The 16,660-nt window shown below is 71.2% G+C and carries 14 protein-coding genes; 4 read left to right on the top strand and 10 right to left on the bottom strand.

Annotated elements, in window-relative coordinates; all coding sequences use genetic code 11:
- On the top strand, positions 1-1,291 hold a 1,291-nt coding region (gene cbiE, locus CM1CMNOD_RS05555), incomplete at its 5' end, for a precorrin-6y C5,15-methyltransferase (decarboxylating) subunit CbiE (protein WP_131773869.1).
- A gap of 124 nt (positions 1,292-1,415) precedes the next feature.
- Positions 1,416-2,042, top strand: a complete 627-nt coding sequence (locus CM1CMNOD_RS05550) for a precorrin-8X methylmutase (protein WP_013872680.1) — start codon at positions 1,416-1,418, stop codon at positions 2,040-2,042.
- A 159-nt stretch (positions 2,043-2,201) separates the two neighbouring features.
- Here CM1CMNOD_RS05550 and CM1CMNOD_RS05545 read toward each other — a convergent pair whose 3' ends face one another.
- A complete protein-coding gene (locus CM1CMNOD_RS05545) occupies positions 2,202-2,975 on the bottom strand; it encodes a cobalt-precorrin-6A reductase (protein WP_013872679.1) in 774 nt (257 codons plus the stop codon).
- 83 nt (positions 2,976-3,058) lie between these two features.
- On the opposite strand from CM1CMNOD_RS05545, the gene CM1CMNOD_RS05540 reads away from it, so the two are divergent.
- Positions 3,059-4,264 carry a cobalt-precorrin-5B (C(1))-methyltransferase gene (locus tag CM1CMNOD_RS05540; protein WP_013872678.1) on the top strand — a complete coding sequence of 402 codons (1,206 nt, stop codon included), beginning with the start codon at positions 3,059-3,061 and terminating at the stop codon, positions 4,262-4,264.
- A gap of 78 nt (positions 4,265-4,342) precedes the next feature.
- On the opposite strand, the gene CM1CMNOD_RS05535 is transcribed toward CM1CMNOD_RS05540, so the two are convergent.
- The 7 genes from CM1CMNOD_RS05535 to CM1CMNOD_RS05500 form a co-directional block, all read right to left on the bottom strand.
- Positions 4,343-5,542 (bottom strand): hypothetical protein, encoded by a 1,200-nt coding sequence (locus tag CM1CMNOD_RS05535; protein ID WP_050803349.1) that lies wholly within the window; start codon positions 5,540-5,542, stop codon positions 4,343-4,345.
- A 341-nt stretch (positions 5,543-5,883) separates the two neighbouring features.
- Positions 5,884-6,324, bottom strand: coding sequence for a hypothetical protein (locus tag CM1CMNOD_RS05530; protein ID WP_043603071.1), 441 nt, complete (start codon positions 6,322-6,324; stop codon positions 5,884-5,886).
- Entirely contained in the window at positions 6,321-7,946 is a 1,626-nt protein-coding gene (locus CM1CMNOD_RS05525) for a hypothetical protein (protein WP_131772242.1), read from the bottom strand. The genes CM1CMNOD_RS05530 and CM1CMNOD_RS05525 overlap by 4 nt, the downstream gene beginning before the upstream one ends.
- Positions 7,947-8,480: 534 nt before the next feature.
- On the bottom strand, positions 8,481-9,734 hold the full coding sequence (locus CM1CMNOD_RS05520; protein ID WP_013872677.1) for an ATP-binding protein: 1,254 nt from the start codon (positions 9,732-9,734) through the stop codon (positions 8,481-8,483).
- Positions 9,735-10,167: 433 nt separating this feature from the next.
- Positions 10,168-11,916 carry an ATP-binding protein gene (locus tag CM1CMNOD_RS05510; protein WP_013872676.1) on the bottom strand — a complete coding sequence of 583 codons (1,749 nt, stop codon included), beginning with the start codon at positions 11,914-11,916 and terminating at the stop codon, positions 10,168-10,170.
- 240 nt (positions 11,917-12,156) lie between these two features.
- Complete coding sequence (locus tag CM1CMNOD_RS05505; protein WP_013872675.1) at positions 12,157-12,537, bottom strand: DUF202 domain-containing protein; 381 nt, start codon at positions 12,535-12,537, stop codon at positions 12,157-12,159.
- Positions 12,534-12,944 carry a YidH family protein gene (locus CM1CMNOD_RS05500; RefSeq protein WP_013872674.1) on the bottom strand — a complete coding sequence of 137 codons (411 nt, stop codon included), beginning with the start codon at positions 12,942-12,944 and terminating at the stop codon, positions 12,534-12,536. The genes CM1CMNOD_RS05505 and CM1CMNOD_RS05500 overlap by 4 nt, the downstream gene beginning before the upstream one ends.
- 135 nt (positions 12,945-13,079) lie before the next feature.
- Here CM1CMNOD_RS05500 and CM1CMNOD_RS05495 point away from each other — a divergent pair, with 135 nt between their 5' ends.
- Positions 13,080-14,363, top strand: coding sequence for a DUF6986 family protein (locus CM1CMNOD_RS05495; RefSeq protein WP_013872673.1), 1,284 nt, complete (start codon positions 13,080-13,082; stop codon positions 14,361-14,363).
- A 138-nt stretch (positions 14,364-14,501) separates the two neighbouring features.
- On the opposite strand, the gene uraH is transcribed toward CM1CMNOD_RS05495, so the two are convergent.
- Positions 14,502-14,828, bottom strand: coding sequence for a hydroxyisourate hydrolase (gene uraH / locus CM1CMNOD_RS05490; protein ID WP_013872672.1), 327 nt, complete (start codon positions 14,826-14,828; stop codon positions 14,502-14,504).
- 129 nt (positions 14,829-14,957) lie between these two features.
- On the bottom strand, positions 14,958-16,517 hold the full coding sequence (locus CM1CMNOD_RS05485; protein WP_013872671.1) for an allantoicase: 1,560 nt from the start codon (positions 16,515-16,517) through the stop codon (positions 14,958-14,960).
- Positions 16,518-16,660: the final 143 nt, after the last annotated feature.

Here is a 16,660-nt window from a genome sequence, read left to right as displayed (position 1 = left end):
GGGTGGGCTCACCGAGGCGGCCCGGGAGGCGCTGCGGGCCGGGCAGGTGCTGATGGGCAGCCGGCGGCAGTTGGGGCTGGTACCCGCCGATGTGGGGGGCCGTCGGGTCGAGTGGCCCACGCCGTTGGTGCCGGCGCTGCCGGGGCTGCTCGCCGAGCACGCCGGCGCCCGCGTGTGCTGCCTGGCCAGCGGCGACCCGATGTTCTTCGGCCTGGGCACGACGCTGGTGCGGCTGCTCGGCGCGCGGCGGGTGCGGGTGCTGCCCCATCCGTCCTCGGTGTCGCTCGCCTGCGCCCGGCTCGGCTGGGCGATGGACGCCGTCGACGTGGTGAGCCTGGTCGGGCGTCCGCTCAGCGCCGTGCACCCGGCCGTGCAGCCCGGCCGCCGGCTGATCGTGCTGTGCGCGGACGGCCACGGCCCGGCGGCGCTCGCCGGCCTGCTGGTGGGCCGCGGCTACGGCGGCAGCCCGTTCACCGTCCTGGAGAACCTCGGTGCGGACGACGAGCGCGCCCGCGCCGGCACCGCCGCGTCCTGGTGCGGCAGTGACGAGCCCGGCGGCGGGCAGCACAGCGGGAAGCGCGGCGACGGGGTGGCCGACCTGAACCTGGTCGCCGTGGAATGCGTGCCCGGGCCCGACGCCGACCATCTGCCTCGGACGGCCGGCCTGCCCGACGGCGCGTTCGAGCACGACGGCCAGCTCACCAAGCGGGAGGTGCGGGCGGTCACGCTCGCCAGGCTCGGCCCGGCCCCGGGCCAGCTCCTGTGGGACGTGGGCGCGGGCTCCGGCAGCATCGCGATCGAGTGGATGCGCACGCATCCGGCGTGCCGGGCGGTCGCCGTGGAGCCCCAGCCCGACCGGGTCGCGCGGATCCTGCGCAACGCGGACGCGCTGGGCGCCCCTGGCCTGCGTGTCGTCGGCTCCCCTGCCCCCGCGGCGCTCGCCGGCCTGCCCACACCGGACGCCGTGTTCGTCGGCGGCGGGCTCACGACCGCCGGTGTGCTCGAGCGCTGCTGGGCCGCGCTCCCGCCGGGCGGCCGACTGGTGGCCAACGCGGTCACCGTCGAGTCGGAGGCCGTGCTGGCCGGCTGGCACGCCAGCCACGGCGGCGACCTCGTCCGGCTGGCGGTGGCCCGCGCCGCGCCGGTCGGCGGTTTCACCGGCTGGCGGCCGATGCTGCCGGTCACCCAGTGGTCCGTGACCAAGACCGCCGGCCCCGCCGGCCCCGCGCCGGGGAGGCAGCCGGCCCCGGAACACAACAACAGTCCAGATACGACACAATCGCAGCCGTGACACTCACCACCGGACGCGCAGCCGTTGTCCCGGACCTGCTGGCTGTGGCGGACACCCGCTGCCGATCTGCCTCACCGGGCCACGGCTGGCTCACCGGGTGGCTCCCGACCGCGCAGGGCGGCCGGTGAGCGACTACGTCCGTGACGGCGCCGAGATCTACCGCCGCTCGTTCGCCACGATCCGGGCCGAGGCGAACCTCACCGGCCTGCCCGACGGCGTCGCCCGCACCGCCGTCCGGATGATCCATTCCTGTGGAATGGTCGATCTGGTGGCCGACCTGGCCTACTCACCCGGCGTGGTGAACGCGGCCAGAGCCGCGTTGCTCGCGGGAGCACCTGTCCTGTGCGACACCCGGATGGTCGCCGCGGGCGTCACCCGCGCCCGGCTGCCCGCGGACAACCCGGTGATCTGCACGCTGTCCGACTCCCGGGTACCGGGCCTCGCCCACCAGCTCGCCACGACCCGCACCGCCGCCGCGGTGGACCTCTGGCGGGACCGTCTCGACGGCGCTGTGGTCGCCGTGGGCAACGCCCCGACAGCGCTGTTCCGGCTGCTCGAGCTCGTCGAGTCCGGCGCCGGCCGGCCCGCGGCGGTGATCGGCGTCCCGGTCGGGTTCATCGGAGCCGCCGAGTCGAAACGGGCCCTGGCGGAGCATCCCAGCAGGCTGGAGCACCTCGTCGTGCACGGCCGCCGCGGCGGCAGCGCCATGGCCGCGGCGGCCGTCAACGCGATCGCGAGCGAGAACGAATGACCACGCCAGCCGAACGCCGTACCGGACGAGTGCCAAGCCGGCCGGTCCGACGCCCCGACACCGGCTGACCGGGCCAACCAGTCCGGCTGGGCGGCCAGGTCGGGGACCCTCGGCGACAACCGGCGGACGGTCGTCACCCCGCGTCTTCATCCGATGTCGTCACCCGGTGCATGACCGGTCGGTCGCCCCGACCAGTCGGGTGAGCCAGGCGACGGCGTCCTCGACGGTGGCCACGGCCGGCGTGCCGGGCGGCAGCGGCGGCCGGTCCACCATCAGCACCGGCAGGCCCAGGTGACGCGCGGCGACCAGTTTCGCCGCGGTCAGCAGGCCGCCGCTGTTCTTGGTGACGACGACGTCGATCCGATGCCCGCGCATCAGCGCCGTCTCCCCCTCTACCGTGAACGGGCCACGTTCGAGCAGGACGTCCATCCGCGCCGGCATCGGGGGTGACGGCGCCTCGATCGAACGCAGGAGGAACCAGTGCCGATCCGATCCGGCGAACGCGGCGATCCCGGACCGGCCCGTGGTCAGGAACACCCGCTCCCCGAAGCCGCCCAGGGCGGCCGCGGCGGCGGCCAGCGACGGCACCCGGTGCCAGTCGTCGCCATCCGTCTCCGGCCAGCCCGGCCGGCGCACGACCAGCAGCGGCACCGCGGCCGCCTTACTCCCTGTAATCGCAGCGGAGGTCATCAGCGCGGCGTAGGGATGGGTCGCGTCGATCACCGCGGCGATCCCGGCATCCCGCAGGTAGGACGTGAGGCCGTCCACGCCGCCGAACCCGCCCACCCGGATCTGTGCCGCCGTGGGCAGGGCGGGCGCGGCCACCCGGCCCGCGATCGAGTAGACCACCTCCACGCCGGGCAGTTCGGCCAGCTTCTCCGTGAGCCGCCGGCCCTCCGCGGTGCCACCGAGCACCAGCACCCGCCCGCTCATCGCCGGCCCGCCCGTCCTGACCTGGTAAGACGGCCAGGCCTGGCGGGACGGCTACGAGCGGGACGGCTACGAGCGGGACGGCTATGAGCGGGACGGAGCCCGCCGGGCGCCGTGGGAGCCGCCAGGCCGGCGAGCTGCGCTACGGCTGGACGACCGGCGCCTGCGCCACGGCCGCGGCCACCGCCGCCTACACCGCGCTGCTCACCGGTGAGTTCCCCGACCCGGTGACGATCACCCTGCCGGGTGGTCAGCGGCCGGCCTTCGCCCTGGCCCGGGAGGAGCTGACGTCCGGCGCCGCCACCGCCGCCGTCGTCAAGGACGCCGGTGACGACCCAGACGTCACCCACGGTGCCCTCGTGCACGCCCGCGTCCGACCGGCCGCGCCCCGGGCCGGTGTGGTGTTCCGCGCCGGCCCGGGAGTCGGCACGGTCACCCGGCCCGGCCTGCCGCTGGCCGTCGGCGAGCCGGCCATCAACCCGGTGCCGCGACGGATGATGCGTGCCGCGATGGCGGTGGTCGCCGCCGCCCACACCAACATCGCCAACACCAACACCGCCAACACCGTCCACGGCAACACCGCCCACGGCGACACGGACGGTGCCGTGGACGTCGACGTGGAGATCACGATCGGGGTCGACAACGGGGCCGAGATCGCGCGACACACCTGGAACCCGCGGCTGGGCATCATCGGCGGCCTGTCGATCCTCGGCACCACCGGCATCGTCGTGCCCTACTCCTGCTCGGCGTGGATCGACAGCATCCGGCGCGGCATCGACGTGGCCCGCGCCGCCGGCCACCGGCATGTCGCGGCCTGCACCGGCAGCACCTCCGAGGAGGTGGCCCGCCGGCTGCACGGCCTGCCCGACGACGCACTGCTCGACATGGGCGACTTCGCCGGCGCCGTACTGAAGTACCTGCGCCGCCACCCGATCCCGCACCTGACCATCGTCGGCGGCGTCGGCAAGCTCGCCAAGCTCGCCGCCGGTCATCTCGACCTGCACTCCGGGCGCTCCCAGGTCGACCTGGCCGCCCTCGCGGCGCTGGCCCGCGCCGCCGGCGGCGACGCGGAACTCGCCAGGCGAGTCGAGACGGCGAACACCGCGCTGGGCGCGCTGCGGGCCTGCCTGGCCGCCGGCGTCCCGCTCGGCGACCTCATCGCGGCGGACGCCTGCCGCACCGCGCTCGACGTGCTGCGCGGGGCGGCCGTGCGGGTCGAGGTGATCGTCATCGACCGGGCCGGGACGGTGATAGGTCACGCTGGCGCCAAGGACACCGGCAACGGTACATGACACCGTCCCTCCGGCAGGTGGCTCCGCTGCCGAACGGGCGGTTACGGCCATGGCCGTTCAGGCGTCCACGGTGCGCCGTCAGGCCGCCGGCGGCGGCAACAGCTCCCGGAAGGCCAGCATCCCGCCCGGGGTGAGCTCGAGCAGCGGTATCGGCTTCCCCGTCGGGCTTCCGGCGTTGTCGAAGGAGAGGTAGCCGCTGGCCCCGGCGACCTTCAGGCTGCCGTGCAACCGGTTCAGGGTCTGCTCGACATCGGCCGGGGTGACCTGGAGATGGCCGCCGATGGCCGCCTGCCTGATCGCGGTGACGGCCACCAGGACGGCATCGTGCGACATTATCACCTCACCGTCGTCCAGCGACTCGTTGGGGAAACTCCGGTGGAAAACGCCGGCGGGGTCCTGAAATCGAGCGACTGTCGTCCGGTTGAAGAAGGAACCGCTGTCCGGGGCCTGCCAGGCGCCCGGATGCGCGAGCGCGGTGAACATGACACTGATGTTCGCGGCCAGCGCCTGGTCGAGCGACCTGTCGCCCTCAAGGCCGGTGGTGTCGTCACCGGTCAGCACCGTGATGTGGTCATCCCCGCAGTTACGCCTGGCCAGTACCTTGAGGAAGTCCTTGAGTTCCGAGGACCGGCCGGCGAAATACACGATACCGGGTCGTTCGTTGCAGATGTTCGGCAGCATCTGGACAAATGTCGTGGCCGTCGCGCCCAGTTTCGAATTGTATTGTTCGACCTGACCGACAAGATGGTTCACCGTGTCCGGATACCTGCTGCTGAAGGTGTCGGCAAGGGTCCTGGGGTAGAGATCGTCGGGATTCGTGTCCTGGACCAGCATCGCCCGGTTGCCCGTCCTTCGCGCGTGGTCGATGACGGCTGCCACCTCGACGTGGTTCGGCGGGGCGACCCGCCGCAGCGTCGGGATCTCCACCAGGTCGTCCGACGTCATGGTGGCGCTGATCTGCGGAATGCCCAGCTCCCCGAGCCGGCGGATCGCGTCTCGAGTGGCGCCCAGGCTCGGCCCGAGGCCGGCCGTCGCCACCAGACGGTCCTTCCCGGCGACACGTTTCGCGAGAGCGTCGACGACCGGCTCCCACCTGGCGCCGTCGGTGCCCGTGTTGGCCAGCAGCAGCCGGATCAGCGGCTGCTCGGTCGCGGTGTCGTGGTTGGCGGCGTACTGGGCGGCGAACGCTCCTTCCAGGTCACGCCGGATCGACCGCACGTCGGAGACGTCCGTACCGTCGAGCCGCAGCGGGAAGACGTAGGCGACGGACACGCTCACCCGGTCGTGCCGCTTCGCGACCCAGTCGTTTTCTTCTCTGATCGCTTTTTCGACGTCCCCGAGCTCCCGAGCTCCCGAGCGAAAATGTAACCGCCGTCGGTGACCCCGACACATTCGCCGTCGTGACGCACCACACCCGCACCGCAGTCATCCGACAGCACCGGCGGCACGAAGACAAAAGCGAGCACCCCGAGCAGAACTACCAGGGCGGCCCCCAGCAGGATGAACGTGCGGCGCCGCCGCGTCCTGATCACGGGCGGGGTGATGACACCGGGCTCCGGCTCGTGACGCTGGAAGCGTCGCCGCCAACGGGGTCGGCTGTTGTTGGGCATGGTCGCGGATCACACCTCCGGGTCAGTGCGGTCGGCCGGTCGTTCGCCGCGCTGATATCGCCACGCCAGATTCAGCAGAAAATTGTAGGCATGCTCGTATTCCGGAACCACGGCCAACGCGTTGAGAGCGCCCGGAATCTGGGCTTCGTGAAGTACGGACTCGTGGGCGGACGGCTCGGTGGCCAGCCAACGGGCCAGTACGAGGCGAGCGACATGGACGTCCGGTCCCCCGCGCCACCACGGCCCCAGTTCCTCCATGGGATTGGACGTGGCCAGCGCGGCCATGGCCGTCGGCGACAGCGGTGCCCGGGTAATCCCGGCCAGCTCGTTCCACCACTGGTGGCCGTCCCACCGCCCGTCGGGCGATATCGTCGCCAGGCTGGCCCGTACATGCTCCACGACCGGGGTCAGCTCATCGATGGCGAGTTCGTGGTAAAGCGCCGCCGTCACATGTCCCGGGCCGCCGCCCGGTCGAGGCTGCCGGTAATGGTCCCGCATCCGACGGTGGACGTTCCGCCAGCTGTCCCGGTCGTCATCGGGACGGGCGCGCAGGTCCTGCAACAACAGGCGCCGCAGCACCGGGCGGAGCACCGGCCTGCCGGCGGTCTCCCGCGTGCACATGTTCTCCTGAAGATTCTGTAACAGGGCCTGCCGATGCTGGATATCGGACGTCCGGCCCAGCGCCGCATGTATCGAACTGGGCTCGATACCCTGTGGTGCGGCACAGGTGACCAGCATCTTCCGCTGGAGCTCCGTGAAAGGGGCGAGCCAGTGGTCCAGAGCATCCCTGCCGAGCGTGCGGCGCGCGGCGCCGGGCCCGCGCTCCCCGCTTTCGATTTCCAACAGGCAGCGGCTGTTCTCCTCCGCCTGTTCCGGTGGACGCCGACGGGCGACGATCCGTAACCCTCGCAGAACATGGCTGGCCGTTCCTGGATGACCGTCGGTGACGCGATGGAGGTCCGTTGCCAGCCGGCGCCACCGGTCGGGCAGGTCTGCGCGTCTGACCAGCAGGCTGACGTCGTTCGCCGTGAGGTCGGGTAATTCCACCGATACCACCATGACCCCGCTTCGTGCGCGTCCGCGCGCCGGCCGCGGGCCCAGTCCGCGTAACCCGCCGCGTCGAGCGGGCGTATCCGGCCCCCCGGGGTGCCGTCGCGGACCGGGTTCCACCCCCGGCTGGCTGCGATCACGACCAGTGGATCGCAGGTGCCGGCGCCCTCCGAAGCCCGTTGATGGCGTTCCTCCACGAGCAGGTGAAGAAACTCCCTGCCGCCGGGGGAATGGTGGACGTTGTCCAGCAGCAGAACGCAGTTGAAAAGGTCGCTGCCGGCCTGCCGGCCGGCAGCGAAACTGTCGTACAGATCGGCGAGGAACATCTTCACCAGCAGCCGCTCCACCTCCTGGCGCGACTCGTCGTCGGCGCCCTGGAGCGCGACCAGGTCGGCCAGGGCGTCCGGGCTGATCGGCTCGGCGGTCCGCCGCGAGCGCTCCGCCCGTTGGAAGGGCCATGTCCGCCGACCGCCCAGCCGGGCCCGCCACTGCATGGAGGCGAGGACGGTCACCGCGGCGGACGCCACATCCGGCAGTTCCAACGAGGCGAGCACGGGGCTGACAATCCTGATGATGTCGTCACGGTTGCGCTCCGCCCAGGTCCGGTCGCGCAGCAGCCTGGTGATCTGGTACAGGGTCTGGATGCGATCGTTCATCTCCAGCTCGCTGGCCAGGATGAGCAGGCAGGTGTACAGCCGGTCGAAAGTGATACGCCGATAACCGGGCACCTTCCCGGCAAGACCGAAAGCGGTCCGGACCAGGATCTCGCGGGCCGGGGAGATGTCACGCCCCGGCGCCGGCTGCCGTCCCGTTCCGCCCAGATTCAGCCGGACGTGCGGCACGGCCGCGCACCATCGTTCGATCTCGTCGAGCACGGCGCTCCGGCCGATGCCCGGGGGCCCGAGCAGCAGGACAATCGGCAGGTCGCGGTTCCGCGCCTCGTCGGAACGGTCCAGGCACTCCTTCATCAGCCGCCGGACCGGTTCCTCCCGGCTTCGGGAGATGGCCGTTCGCTCGCTCATCGGGCAGCCTGTCGGCTGCTGCCAGACAAGCGTGAAACGCACCGTGGGGCGGTCGCGTCGATCGCCGACAACATCTCACCAGGGCACATGCACATATCCATCCGACGAAGTGCGGAGGACGAGCCGGCCAGCCCGGCCGCATCCGCGGCACCAGGATCTGTGACGCCAAGATCTGTGGCAGCAGAGTCTGCGGCGGCAGGACGTGGGCAGGGTTCGGGCCCATCAACCCAGAGCGTACAACCGCTTACATACCGGACGGTTCCCGGGCCGATCCACCTGGATGCCCGATGGGCATGTCATCCTGGCCCATCCTCGGCACACGTCCGCCGGAAAATCCCGGACGACCACACGGATTCCCGGCCGAGAAAGGATGTCGATGAGCGGAGCCATGACGTTGAAAATCGGGTCCGCCTGGCAGGCGAACGCTCCCCACCGTGCGTTCAGCGGCATCGTCGGAAGCAGCCGACCAGTTCACGATCCGGCTTCCGGAACACGTCGCGACCACGGGCACGCCGGCGCCGGCGCCGGGCCCGGCTATCCCGCTCGGGCCGCCCACAGAGCGCAGATGGGCAGCGCCCAGATCCGGTCGCCGAGCTCGAAAGGCATCGGACCGGTGTGGAACACGACTCCCGCGCGGAAGCCCTGGCCGAGATGGTCACGGAGCCACACGAGGTGGCGGGCGTCCCGAACCGTCGGCGCCGAGGACGCCCTGATCTCAATCGCGATCGCCTGGCCTCCTCCGAGGTCTATGACGACATCGACCTCCTGACCGTCACGGGAGCGGAGGTGGTGCAGCCGGGCACGTGGGTGGAGAAGGGTCACCTCCGGTCGGAGCTGAGCGACGACGAAGGTGTCGAGCATTCCGCCGAGCAGGTCTCCGTCACGCAGCACACTCCGCTCGTCCACCCGGGCGGCGGCGAGCGCGAACGCGGGATCGGCCAGGTACCGCTTTGCCCGTTTGGTCAGCCTGTTCAGACGGTTCGTCGACCACGCCGGAACGAGATCGATCAGGTAGAGGGCAGTCAGAATCCGGTCGTAGGCGTCCGCGGTCCGCTGGTTGATGTCGGCGGCCTGGTAAAGCGTGCCCTCGCCGGGAAGCCCTGCTGTCGCGAGTCCGAGAACTTCGAGGTAACGGCGTAGCCGGACGGGATCACGCTGTTTCCCCGCCGCTAGCACGTCCCGGGTGACGACATGATCGACATAGGCGTCCAGCCAGGCGAGCCGCGCGGGTGCGCTCAGGTTCAGCGCGGCTTCGGGGAAGCCGCTCCTCAACGCGAGGTCGACGTAGTCGTCCAGGCTCGGGGGTGTACCGGCAATGCTCAGGCGCGAGATGTCCGGGCCCAGCAGCAGATCGAGCAGGCCCGGCTGATCGATGGAGCGGGTGATCTCCCGTTCGGTGAGCCCGTGCAGCACCAGCCGGACGACACGCCCCGTCCCGGGCCACTGGCGCGTGGTGAAGTCGGCTTCGACGCTACCCGTGAGAAGGAACCGGCCGGGACGAGGGTCGTCATCGACTGCCCGCTTGACCGCACCCAGGACCGCCGGCACCTCCTGCCACTCGTCAAGGAGGACAGGCTCATGGGCGCGGCGCAGCGCCACGTCTGGATCCGCGGCGACCGCCGCGGCGACCGCGGGGTCGTCCAGCCGCAGAACGTCTCCGGCAACTCGCCGGGCGGACGTCGTCTTCCCTGCCGCGCGCGGGCCGGTGACCATGACAGCGGGCAACTCGGCGAGAAGGCCTGCCAGGCGCCCGTCGGCGATCCGTGGGACATACCTTGACGTGGCCATACAGCGACACTACACAGTCTGCGGGGCTGTCAGTACATAAATTGCGGGCCTGTAAGTACATGTTCTGCGAAGCTACCAGTACAAGTTCTGCCAGCACATCCGCACACGTTCCGCACCCGCTGGCGCCCCACTCGACAGCAGCTCCCGCGGTGGACGGGGACCGGGCCGGGGTGAGACCGGGGGCATGCCGACGCTGCCGGAGGATGTGACCGCTACACTGACCCCGCCGCTCACCGGTCTGGACACCAAGCCGGCCGCGTGCTTCCCGGGAGATCCGAGCACCGCCGTACCGGTGCACACCTGCTACGTGCCGGATGGCCGCGAGCGTCGTCGAGGATCGGGCCGCCAGTGAGGCGTGCCGTCACCTCCGGCGATCGCCACCGCCCGCGGTCCGCCTTACGGACCTGCGTAACAGACCTACGCGTGGGAGTGATCAGTCACGATCTGTATCTTCGGGGCGGAAAAGCTGGCCCTGGCGTGTGCGACGGTAGCGCACATGTCTGCTCCTAGAGCTGCTGCCGACGATTTCGACCAGGCCTTCTTCTCGCATGATTTTCAGCCACCGGAGGATGGCCTGATCACCAAGACCGGTTCGTGTGACGAGCTCGGAGCGTGAAAGAGCCCTGCTGCCGAGGGCGAGGAGCAGTTCCGGTCTGCGGTCGGCCCGGGCGGACCGGCTTTTCGCCGGCGCCGTTCGCCAGGACAGCTCGTATCTGGCCCAGCGGCGGCTTCCGATCTGCGTGACGAGTTCACGAGCGACCAGATCCTGCAGTTCGCTGGTGGCGACGCGGGAGTCGACGCCAGTCGCGTCGCGGTAGGCGCGGTTGTCGAGGAGGCCATCCTGGCGCAGAAGCGCAAGCGCGATGCACTGGCTGTCGGTCAGGCCCTTTTCCTCCAACCCGCTGATCCAACCGACGGCCTCCTCACTCAGCAAGGTGTGGTTGGGCAGAACGACGGCGAAAGACGAAATTCTGTCGTCGAAATCCGGCGGGCTCATGCCCGCGGCAAGCAGCGAGTCGAGCATGGCGCGAATGCCCGACCCACGATTCTCACAGACAGTGCGGGTCTCACCAGGCAGTGGTATGTCTTCGAGAATCTTGATAAGTGCGGCGTTACGGGCCGAGGAGATGCCCTCCTCACCAAGGCTGTCGACCGTGACGGGACCGAAAAGCCCACCAGGATTACGGACCACCAGGCGATCGGGGTACATCTCGACCTGGACCTGGGTACCTCGGGCGCCACTGGACAGGTCACGATGGACCAGGGCGTTGACGATGACTTCGCGCAGCGCGGTCTCGGGATACTCCCAGACGTCCTGCCGGCCCGCACCCGCGATGACCGCCCGGCGAGACATGTTCCGGCGGACGACCGCCAGTGTGTCGCGGACCATGACCGGGACCGGGCCTTCCAATGTCACATTATCCAGGAATCTCTCGGTGGACCGGCCGCCGGTCTCGGTCGGGTAGTGGACGAAAGTGACCACGAGTTGCGGGAAATGCTCCTGTGGATACCTGCCCAGCGCAAGCAGCCCGCCCAGCGAGACCACATCATCGCCGCCGTCTCCGGACACAAGCACCTTGGCCCGGCGCAGTACCGCCAGCCGGTCAAGATCCTGGAACGCATATGGCCTGCTGATCCTCAGTCGTGCGATCAGCGCGTCGACGCCGACCGCATCTAGATGATCAAGACTGGCGCCATGGACGGGCTGCTCGTCCTCACGGGGCTGACCGCGTGCGGACAGCATCATCTGGACCTCATAGGCCGACAGTCGACGATCTCCGTCGCCCACTCTGACGTAGCTGCCCTTGGTGATGCCGGCCCCACGCGAGTAGCAGGGCTTCTGAGCGGGGTCGAGCTCGGGAACCTCGGCGACCAGAACCTGGGCACCCTCGAAGTCATGAATCTTGATCAGCGGCCGCAACGGAGGCTCCATGTCCTCGGCACACATGCAGCCGAGATCAGCGGCAAGCCTCGCTGGATCGGGAAGTCCTGTCGCGGCGAAGCCTCGAGTTTCGTCCAGACCAAGAACGATCATGCCGCCTCGCGTGTTGGCGAACCCTGAGAGGGTCGCACGCAGCGACTTCGGCAGCCCACCCTGCGCCTTCTTCACCTCCACATCCGCGATGTCCGCACCGATGGCGCGAAGGTTGTCGACGATCTCCGCAAGCTCGGCGTCGAGCATCCGCCCTCCTCACCGACCATCATACTAGCTATCATACTAGCTAGCATGATAGCTAGTATGATGAGCTTTGGTACCGGCCGTGGTGTGGCAGGTGGCGGCGGCATCCGCGAGACGACCGGACAGTGCAACCGGGAAGGCGGCAGGAGATCCAGTGAGCACTTCCACGGCCGTGCGTCCGGCTGAGCGGTCGAGTCGAGGTAGCTGTCGCGGAATCCACAGGTTCCCGTCCGCGACCGGGGCTCAGCTCAGCACGAACGCGAGGGCAGCCAGACCGGACACCACAGCCGCCAGCGCCACGCATCGGAGCGCTCCGGCCGGGCTCGTCCAGCGGCTGCCCGCATCGGCCATGCCCCGGTGGTGGCGTCTCGATCCGATCAGCCACGCCGCCGCTCCAGCGCCGAGCGCCCACGCGCCGGCGGCCCATCCCAGCGGACGATTCCCGTGGCCGTAGGAGACATGCAGGAGCAACGCCCCCAAGCCGACGAACGCGAACCCGGTGCGCTGCCAGGCCAGGTAGGTCCGCTCCGGTTGTGTCTCCCCCGCGGCGCGGTCCGGCACCATCGGCCGATCGCCGCAGGCCCTGGGGCCGCCCGGGGCGGCGCTGCCGTCGGCAGGGCTCACCGTGCCCCTCGGCTGGCGACCAGCACGAAGATCAGCGCAGCCGCGCTCACCAGCGCCACGCCGGCAGCGAGCAGCCGGGGCAGTCCCGAAACCGGCAGCGACCGCCGCTCCCGCATCGCCCGTTCGACGATCACCCATCGTCGGTAGCTGGTCGCGGCAACGGTAGTGCCGAGCACGATCAGCGGCACGCCCAGAACATGCCGGGCACCGGGGACGCTGAACTCGGGCACGACCTGGACCACCGCCACGCCGCCCGCGAGCAGGGCGAGCGACGTGCGGATCCACGCGAGGAACGTCCGTTCGTTGGCGAGGCTGAAGCGGACGTCCGGGTCCTGACCGACCAGGCCGACATCCCCCAGCCGGCGCCCATTCCTCGGACGGCACCACCACGCGCGCGCGGACCACACCCGTCGGGACGGTAGGCGACCGCTCCCATGCCCGTCTTCGCCCGCGCCCACCTCCTCACCGTACTGGTCGAAACGTCGCCACCAGGTACGCCGTCAGCCCCCCGCAGCGGCGCTGGCCGGTGTGAGACTGGGGACATGCCGACGTTGCCGGCGGATCTGACCGCCGCGCTGACCGCGCCGCTCGCCGGGCTGGACGCCGAGCTGGCCGCCCGCTTCCCCGGGGATCCGGGCACCGCCCAGCCGGTGCACACCTGCTACGTGCCGGCCGACCAGGTGACCGTGACCGTCGCCGAGGACTGGGCCGCCGCAGCCCGGGCCGCCTTCGACGCGCACGCCGGCGAGCCGTCCGACCTGGCGGCGGCGACCGGCGTCCCGGCGATCCTGGCCGGACGGGTCCACGCCCATGTCCGCCGGGTACTCGCCGGCTCGCCGGTCGCTGACCTCCGGGTGGATCTCGAGGACGGGTACGGCGTCCGCGCCAACGCCGAGGAGGACGCCCACGCCGTCGCCTCGGCCGAGGCGCTGCGCGCGGCCGCCGCCGCGGGCCGGCTCCCGGCGTCCTACGGGCTGCGGCCGAAGTCGCTGGACGCGGCCGTCCGGGACCGTGGGCTGCGCAGCCTGGACCGCTTCCTGACCGCGCTCGCCGCGGGTGGCAGCGCCGCCGCGCCGCCCGGGCTGGTGATCACCCTGCCGAAGGTGAGCGCGCCACAGCAGGTGAGCGTGTTCGGCGCCGTCCTCGCGGAGCTGGAAGGGCGCCTCGGGCTCGCCCCCGTACCGCTGGAGGTGCAGGTCGAGACCCCGGCGGCGGTGCTGGCGCTGCCGGCGGTCGTGGCGGCGGGCCGGCCCCGCCTCACCGGCCTGCACGTGGGCACCTACGACTACTCGGCGGCGCTGGGGATCAGCGCCGAGCACCAGGCCGGTGACCATCCGTCGGTGGAGCTCGCCACCGCGCTCATGCAGCTCGCGGCGGCCGGGACCGGGATACGGGTGGCGGACGGGTCGTGCAACCTGTTGCCGGTCGGTGACCGCGCCGCGGTGCACGCGGCCTGGCTGCGACACGCCGAGCTGATCCGCCGGGCCTGGCGGCGCGGGCTCTACCAGGGCTGGGACCTGCACCCGGCGCAGCTGGTCTCCCGGCACGCGACCGTGGCGTCCTGTCTGCTCACCGGCCTGCCCACCGCCCTGGCCCGGCTGTCCCGCTGGGCCGGCACCGGCACCGCGGCCGCGACCGGCCCGGTCGCAACGGCCGGCCCGGTCGCCGACGAGCCCGCGACCGCCCGCGCGCTGGCCGGTCATCTCCGACGGGCACTGGACGTGGGCCTCCTCGACGACGCCGACCTGGCCGCAACCGACCTGACCCGCGGGACGATCATCGCTGCCGCCCTGCTCCCACCGGGAACCCACCGACCATCTGGATGAGCGCATCCGATCACGAGCATCCGATCACATCGTCCACCCCGCGGTCTGCCCGCACACGCGGTGCTCGGCTCGTAATGCTCGTTCATGCTCAAGTTATTGACTACTCTTAGTAGTCAAACAACTTTGGCATAGAACGCCTCAGGTGCCGCGGTAGGCGGAGAAGCCGTAGGGGGACAGCAGCAGGGGGACGTGGTGGTGCTGCCCGGGGTCGGTCACGACGAAGGTGATGACGACCTCCGGGAAGAACGCCGAACGGGACGTGGTGTCGAACACCAGGCGCCACGCCCCCGGCCCCTCAACCGGCAGATCCCGCACCCGCCCATCACTGTCGGTCACAGCGGACGTCACCAACCGCCAGCCGCGGACGTCGCCGCCGAAGCCCACGATTATTCGTTCGAGCTGGACCGGGATGCCTTCGGCCGGCTCCCCGGTGGCGGTGTCGAGCACATGCGTGGAAACAGTCACTCCCGCATCATGCCTCTCTCACCGTCAGCGACCATGCTCATTCGCACGCGGTACCGGTGGGTGGCGCGGCCTGGCCCGGGCCGGCGCCCGTGGCCATCAGCGGCCGGGCCGCCGGTCACGGGCGGCAGGTCACGGGCCGCTGATCAGGCGTCGCAGGCGCAGCTCGGTGATCTCGGCCTGCTGGCCGGCCGCGACCCGCAGCTCGGTGGCCGGGTCGTTGCCCAGCCGTTCCCGCAGCAGCCCCAGCATCTCCTCGGCGCTGCGGCCGGCAGCCCGCACCAGGAAGATGTAGCCGAAGCGGTCCTCGTACTCCTGGTTGCCGGCGACCAGCGCCGCCTTGAGGTCCAGGCTCGCGTTGTCCAGGGCGGCCTGTTCCCGGCGCGGGGCGTCCATCCCGGCCAGGGTGGCCCGGGTGGACGTGGTCGGCGCGGGCAGCGGGGCGCCGCGTTCCCCGATGCGGGGGTGCGCGGTGAACGCCTCCAGCCAGTCCGCCTCGGTGAGCTGCCACCAGTGCTTACTGGCCGCGTCGAGCAGCGCGGCCAGCGTCGGGTACGGCCGGCCGTCGCCGACCGCGGCGGCCCAGTCCTCCGAGCCGCAGCAGCCCAAAAGTTCGGCGTGGGCCGCCCCCGGGGACAGCGCGTTGAACCAGCGCATCGCCAGCTGCTGGCGTCCGGTCTGGATCGGGGTGCCGATGAGGCGCAGCCGGGCCAGCCCACCGTCGGGGAACGCCTCCAGCCGCACGTGGGTGGCCTCCACCGGGACTTCCAGGTCGAACAGGTGCCGGGTGTTGGGCTGCACCCGCACCTGCGGCAGCAGCGGGTACCAGCGGGTGATTTTCTCTATCGACGAGACCTCGTCGTTGCCGAACAGTTCGGGGGCGGATGCCGCCCACAGGGCCACCGACCGGGGCGCGTTGCCGTGGAAGTGCCGGGTGTCGACCTCCGCCCGGATCACCTGACCGGCGGTGGCCAGCCGCACCACGGCCCACTCGTGGCCCACGCCGCGGCGGCGGCGGGTCTCCCAGCCCTCCCCCATCACCCGGGCCTCGCCGGAGGCGTTGAGGTTGTGCCGGTCGCCGTAGTGCATGTCGCTGCACGCGATGACCACCCCGCCGAGATAGGCCGCGGCCAGGTCGGAGGTGACGCGGTCGAGCAGCCTCGGGTCGGGGATCACCGTGCCGTGCACGCGCAGCCTCGCCACCCCGCCGTCCGGGTGGATGGTCAGCCGCAGGTGCGTGACGCGGGTGTGGCCGGCCCGCACGACCGGCAGGACGTTGACCGCGTCGGCCTGGACCGGTGTCCTGGGCACCAGCGCGACCCAGCTGACCGATGCCTCGGCGACCTCGGCCGCGGACGGGTAGCCACCGAGGGTGGCACCGTGGATCTCCACCGACTCCGGGGCGTTCCCGGTGAAGTGGGAGGTGTCGACGGTCACCGCGCGCACCACGCCGGGCGCGCCGAGTCGGATGATCGCCCAGTCCGAGCCGTACAGGTCACGGCGGCGGCGGGTCTCCCAGCCGTCCGTCCACGCGCCACGCTCGGTGAACACCCCCGGCCGGGCGATCGGCGGCTCGGGCAGCAGCATCCGTTCGGCGAGTGCGAAGAACTCGTCGTTGACGGCCACCACCGACCCGCCGAACCGGGCCGCGGCAAGGTCGACAAGATTCGTCAGATCGGGAGCGTCGCTCACGGATCCTCTTCTCTACGGATTCTCTGCGGACTTTCTCCGGTGGACGCCCGCGACCGTGCGGGCGGACGTCCACCGTTGGAAACTCGGACGTTCAGGTGGCACCCGGACGCCCGGGTGGAATCCGGACGCGCCGAAACCGGACG

The sequence above is a fragment of the Protofrankia symbiont of Coriaria myrtifolia genome, from assembly GCF_900634755.1.
GTDB classification, from domain to species: Bacteria; Actinomycetota; Actinomycetes; order Frankiales; family Frankiaceae; genus Protofrankia; species Protofrankia coriariae.
The sequence above is the reverse complement of the archived record's forward strand: the minus strand, read 5'-3'. Positions and strand labels throughout refer to the sequence as shown.

Coding starts and splice junctions, on each gene's coding strand:
- CM1CMNOD_RS05545 (WP_013872679.1), bottom strand. CDS start 2,975: ATGAGCGGGCGGGTGCTGGTGCTCGGTGGCACCGCGGAGGGCCGGCGG.
- CM1CMNOD_RS05540 (WP_013872678.1), top strand. CDS start 3,059: ATGAGCGGGACGGAGCCCGCCGGGCGCCGTGGGAGCCGCCAGGCCGGC.
- CM1CMNOD_RS05525 (WP_131772242.1), bottom strand. CDS start 7,946: ATGAGCGAGCGAACGGCCATCTCCCGAAGCCGGGAGGAACCGGTCCGG.
- CM1CMNOD_RS05520 (WP_013872677.1), bottom strand. CDS start 9,734: ATGGCCACGTCAAGGTATGTCCCACGGATCGCCGACGGGCGCCTGGCA.
- CM1CMNOD_RS05510 (WP_013872676.1), bottom strand. CDS start 11,916: ATGCTCGACGCCGAGCTTGCGGAGATCGTCGACAACCTTCGCGCCATC.
- CM1CMNOD_RS05495 (WP_013872673.1), top strand. CDS start 13,080: ATGCCGACGTTGCCGGCGGATCTGACCGCCGCGCTGACCGCGCCGCTC.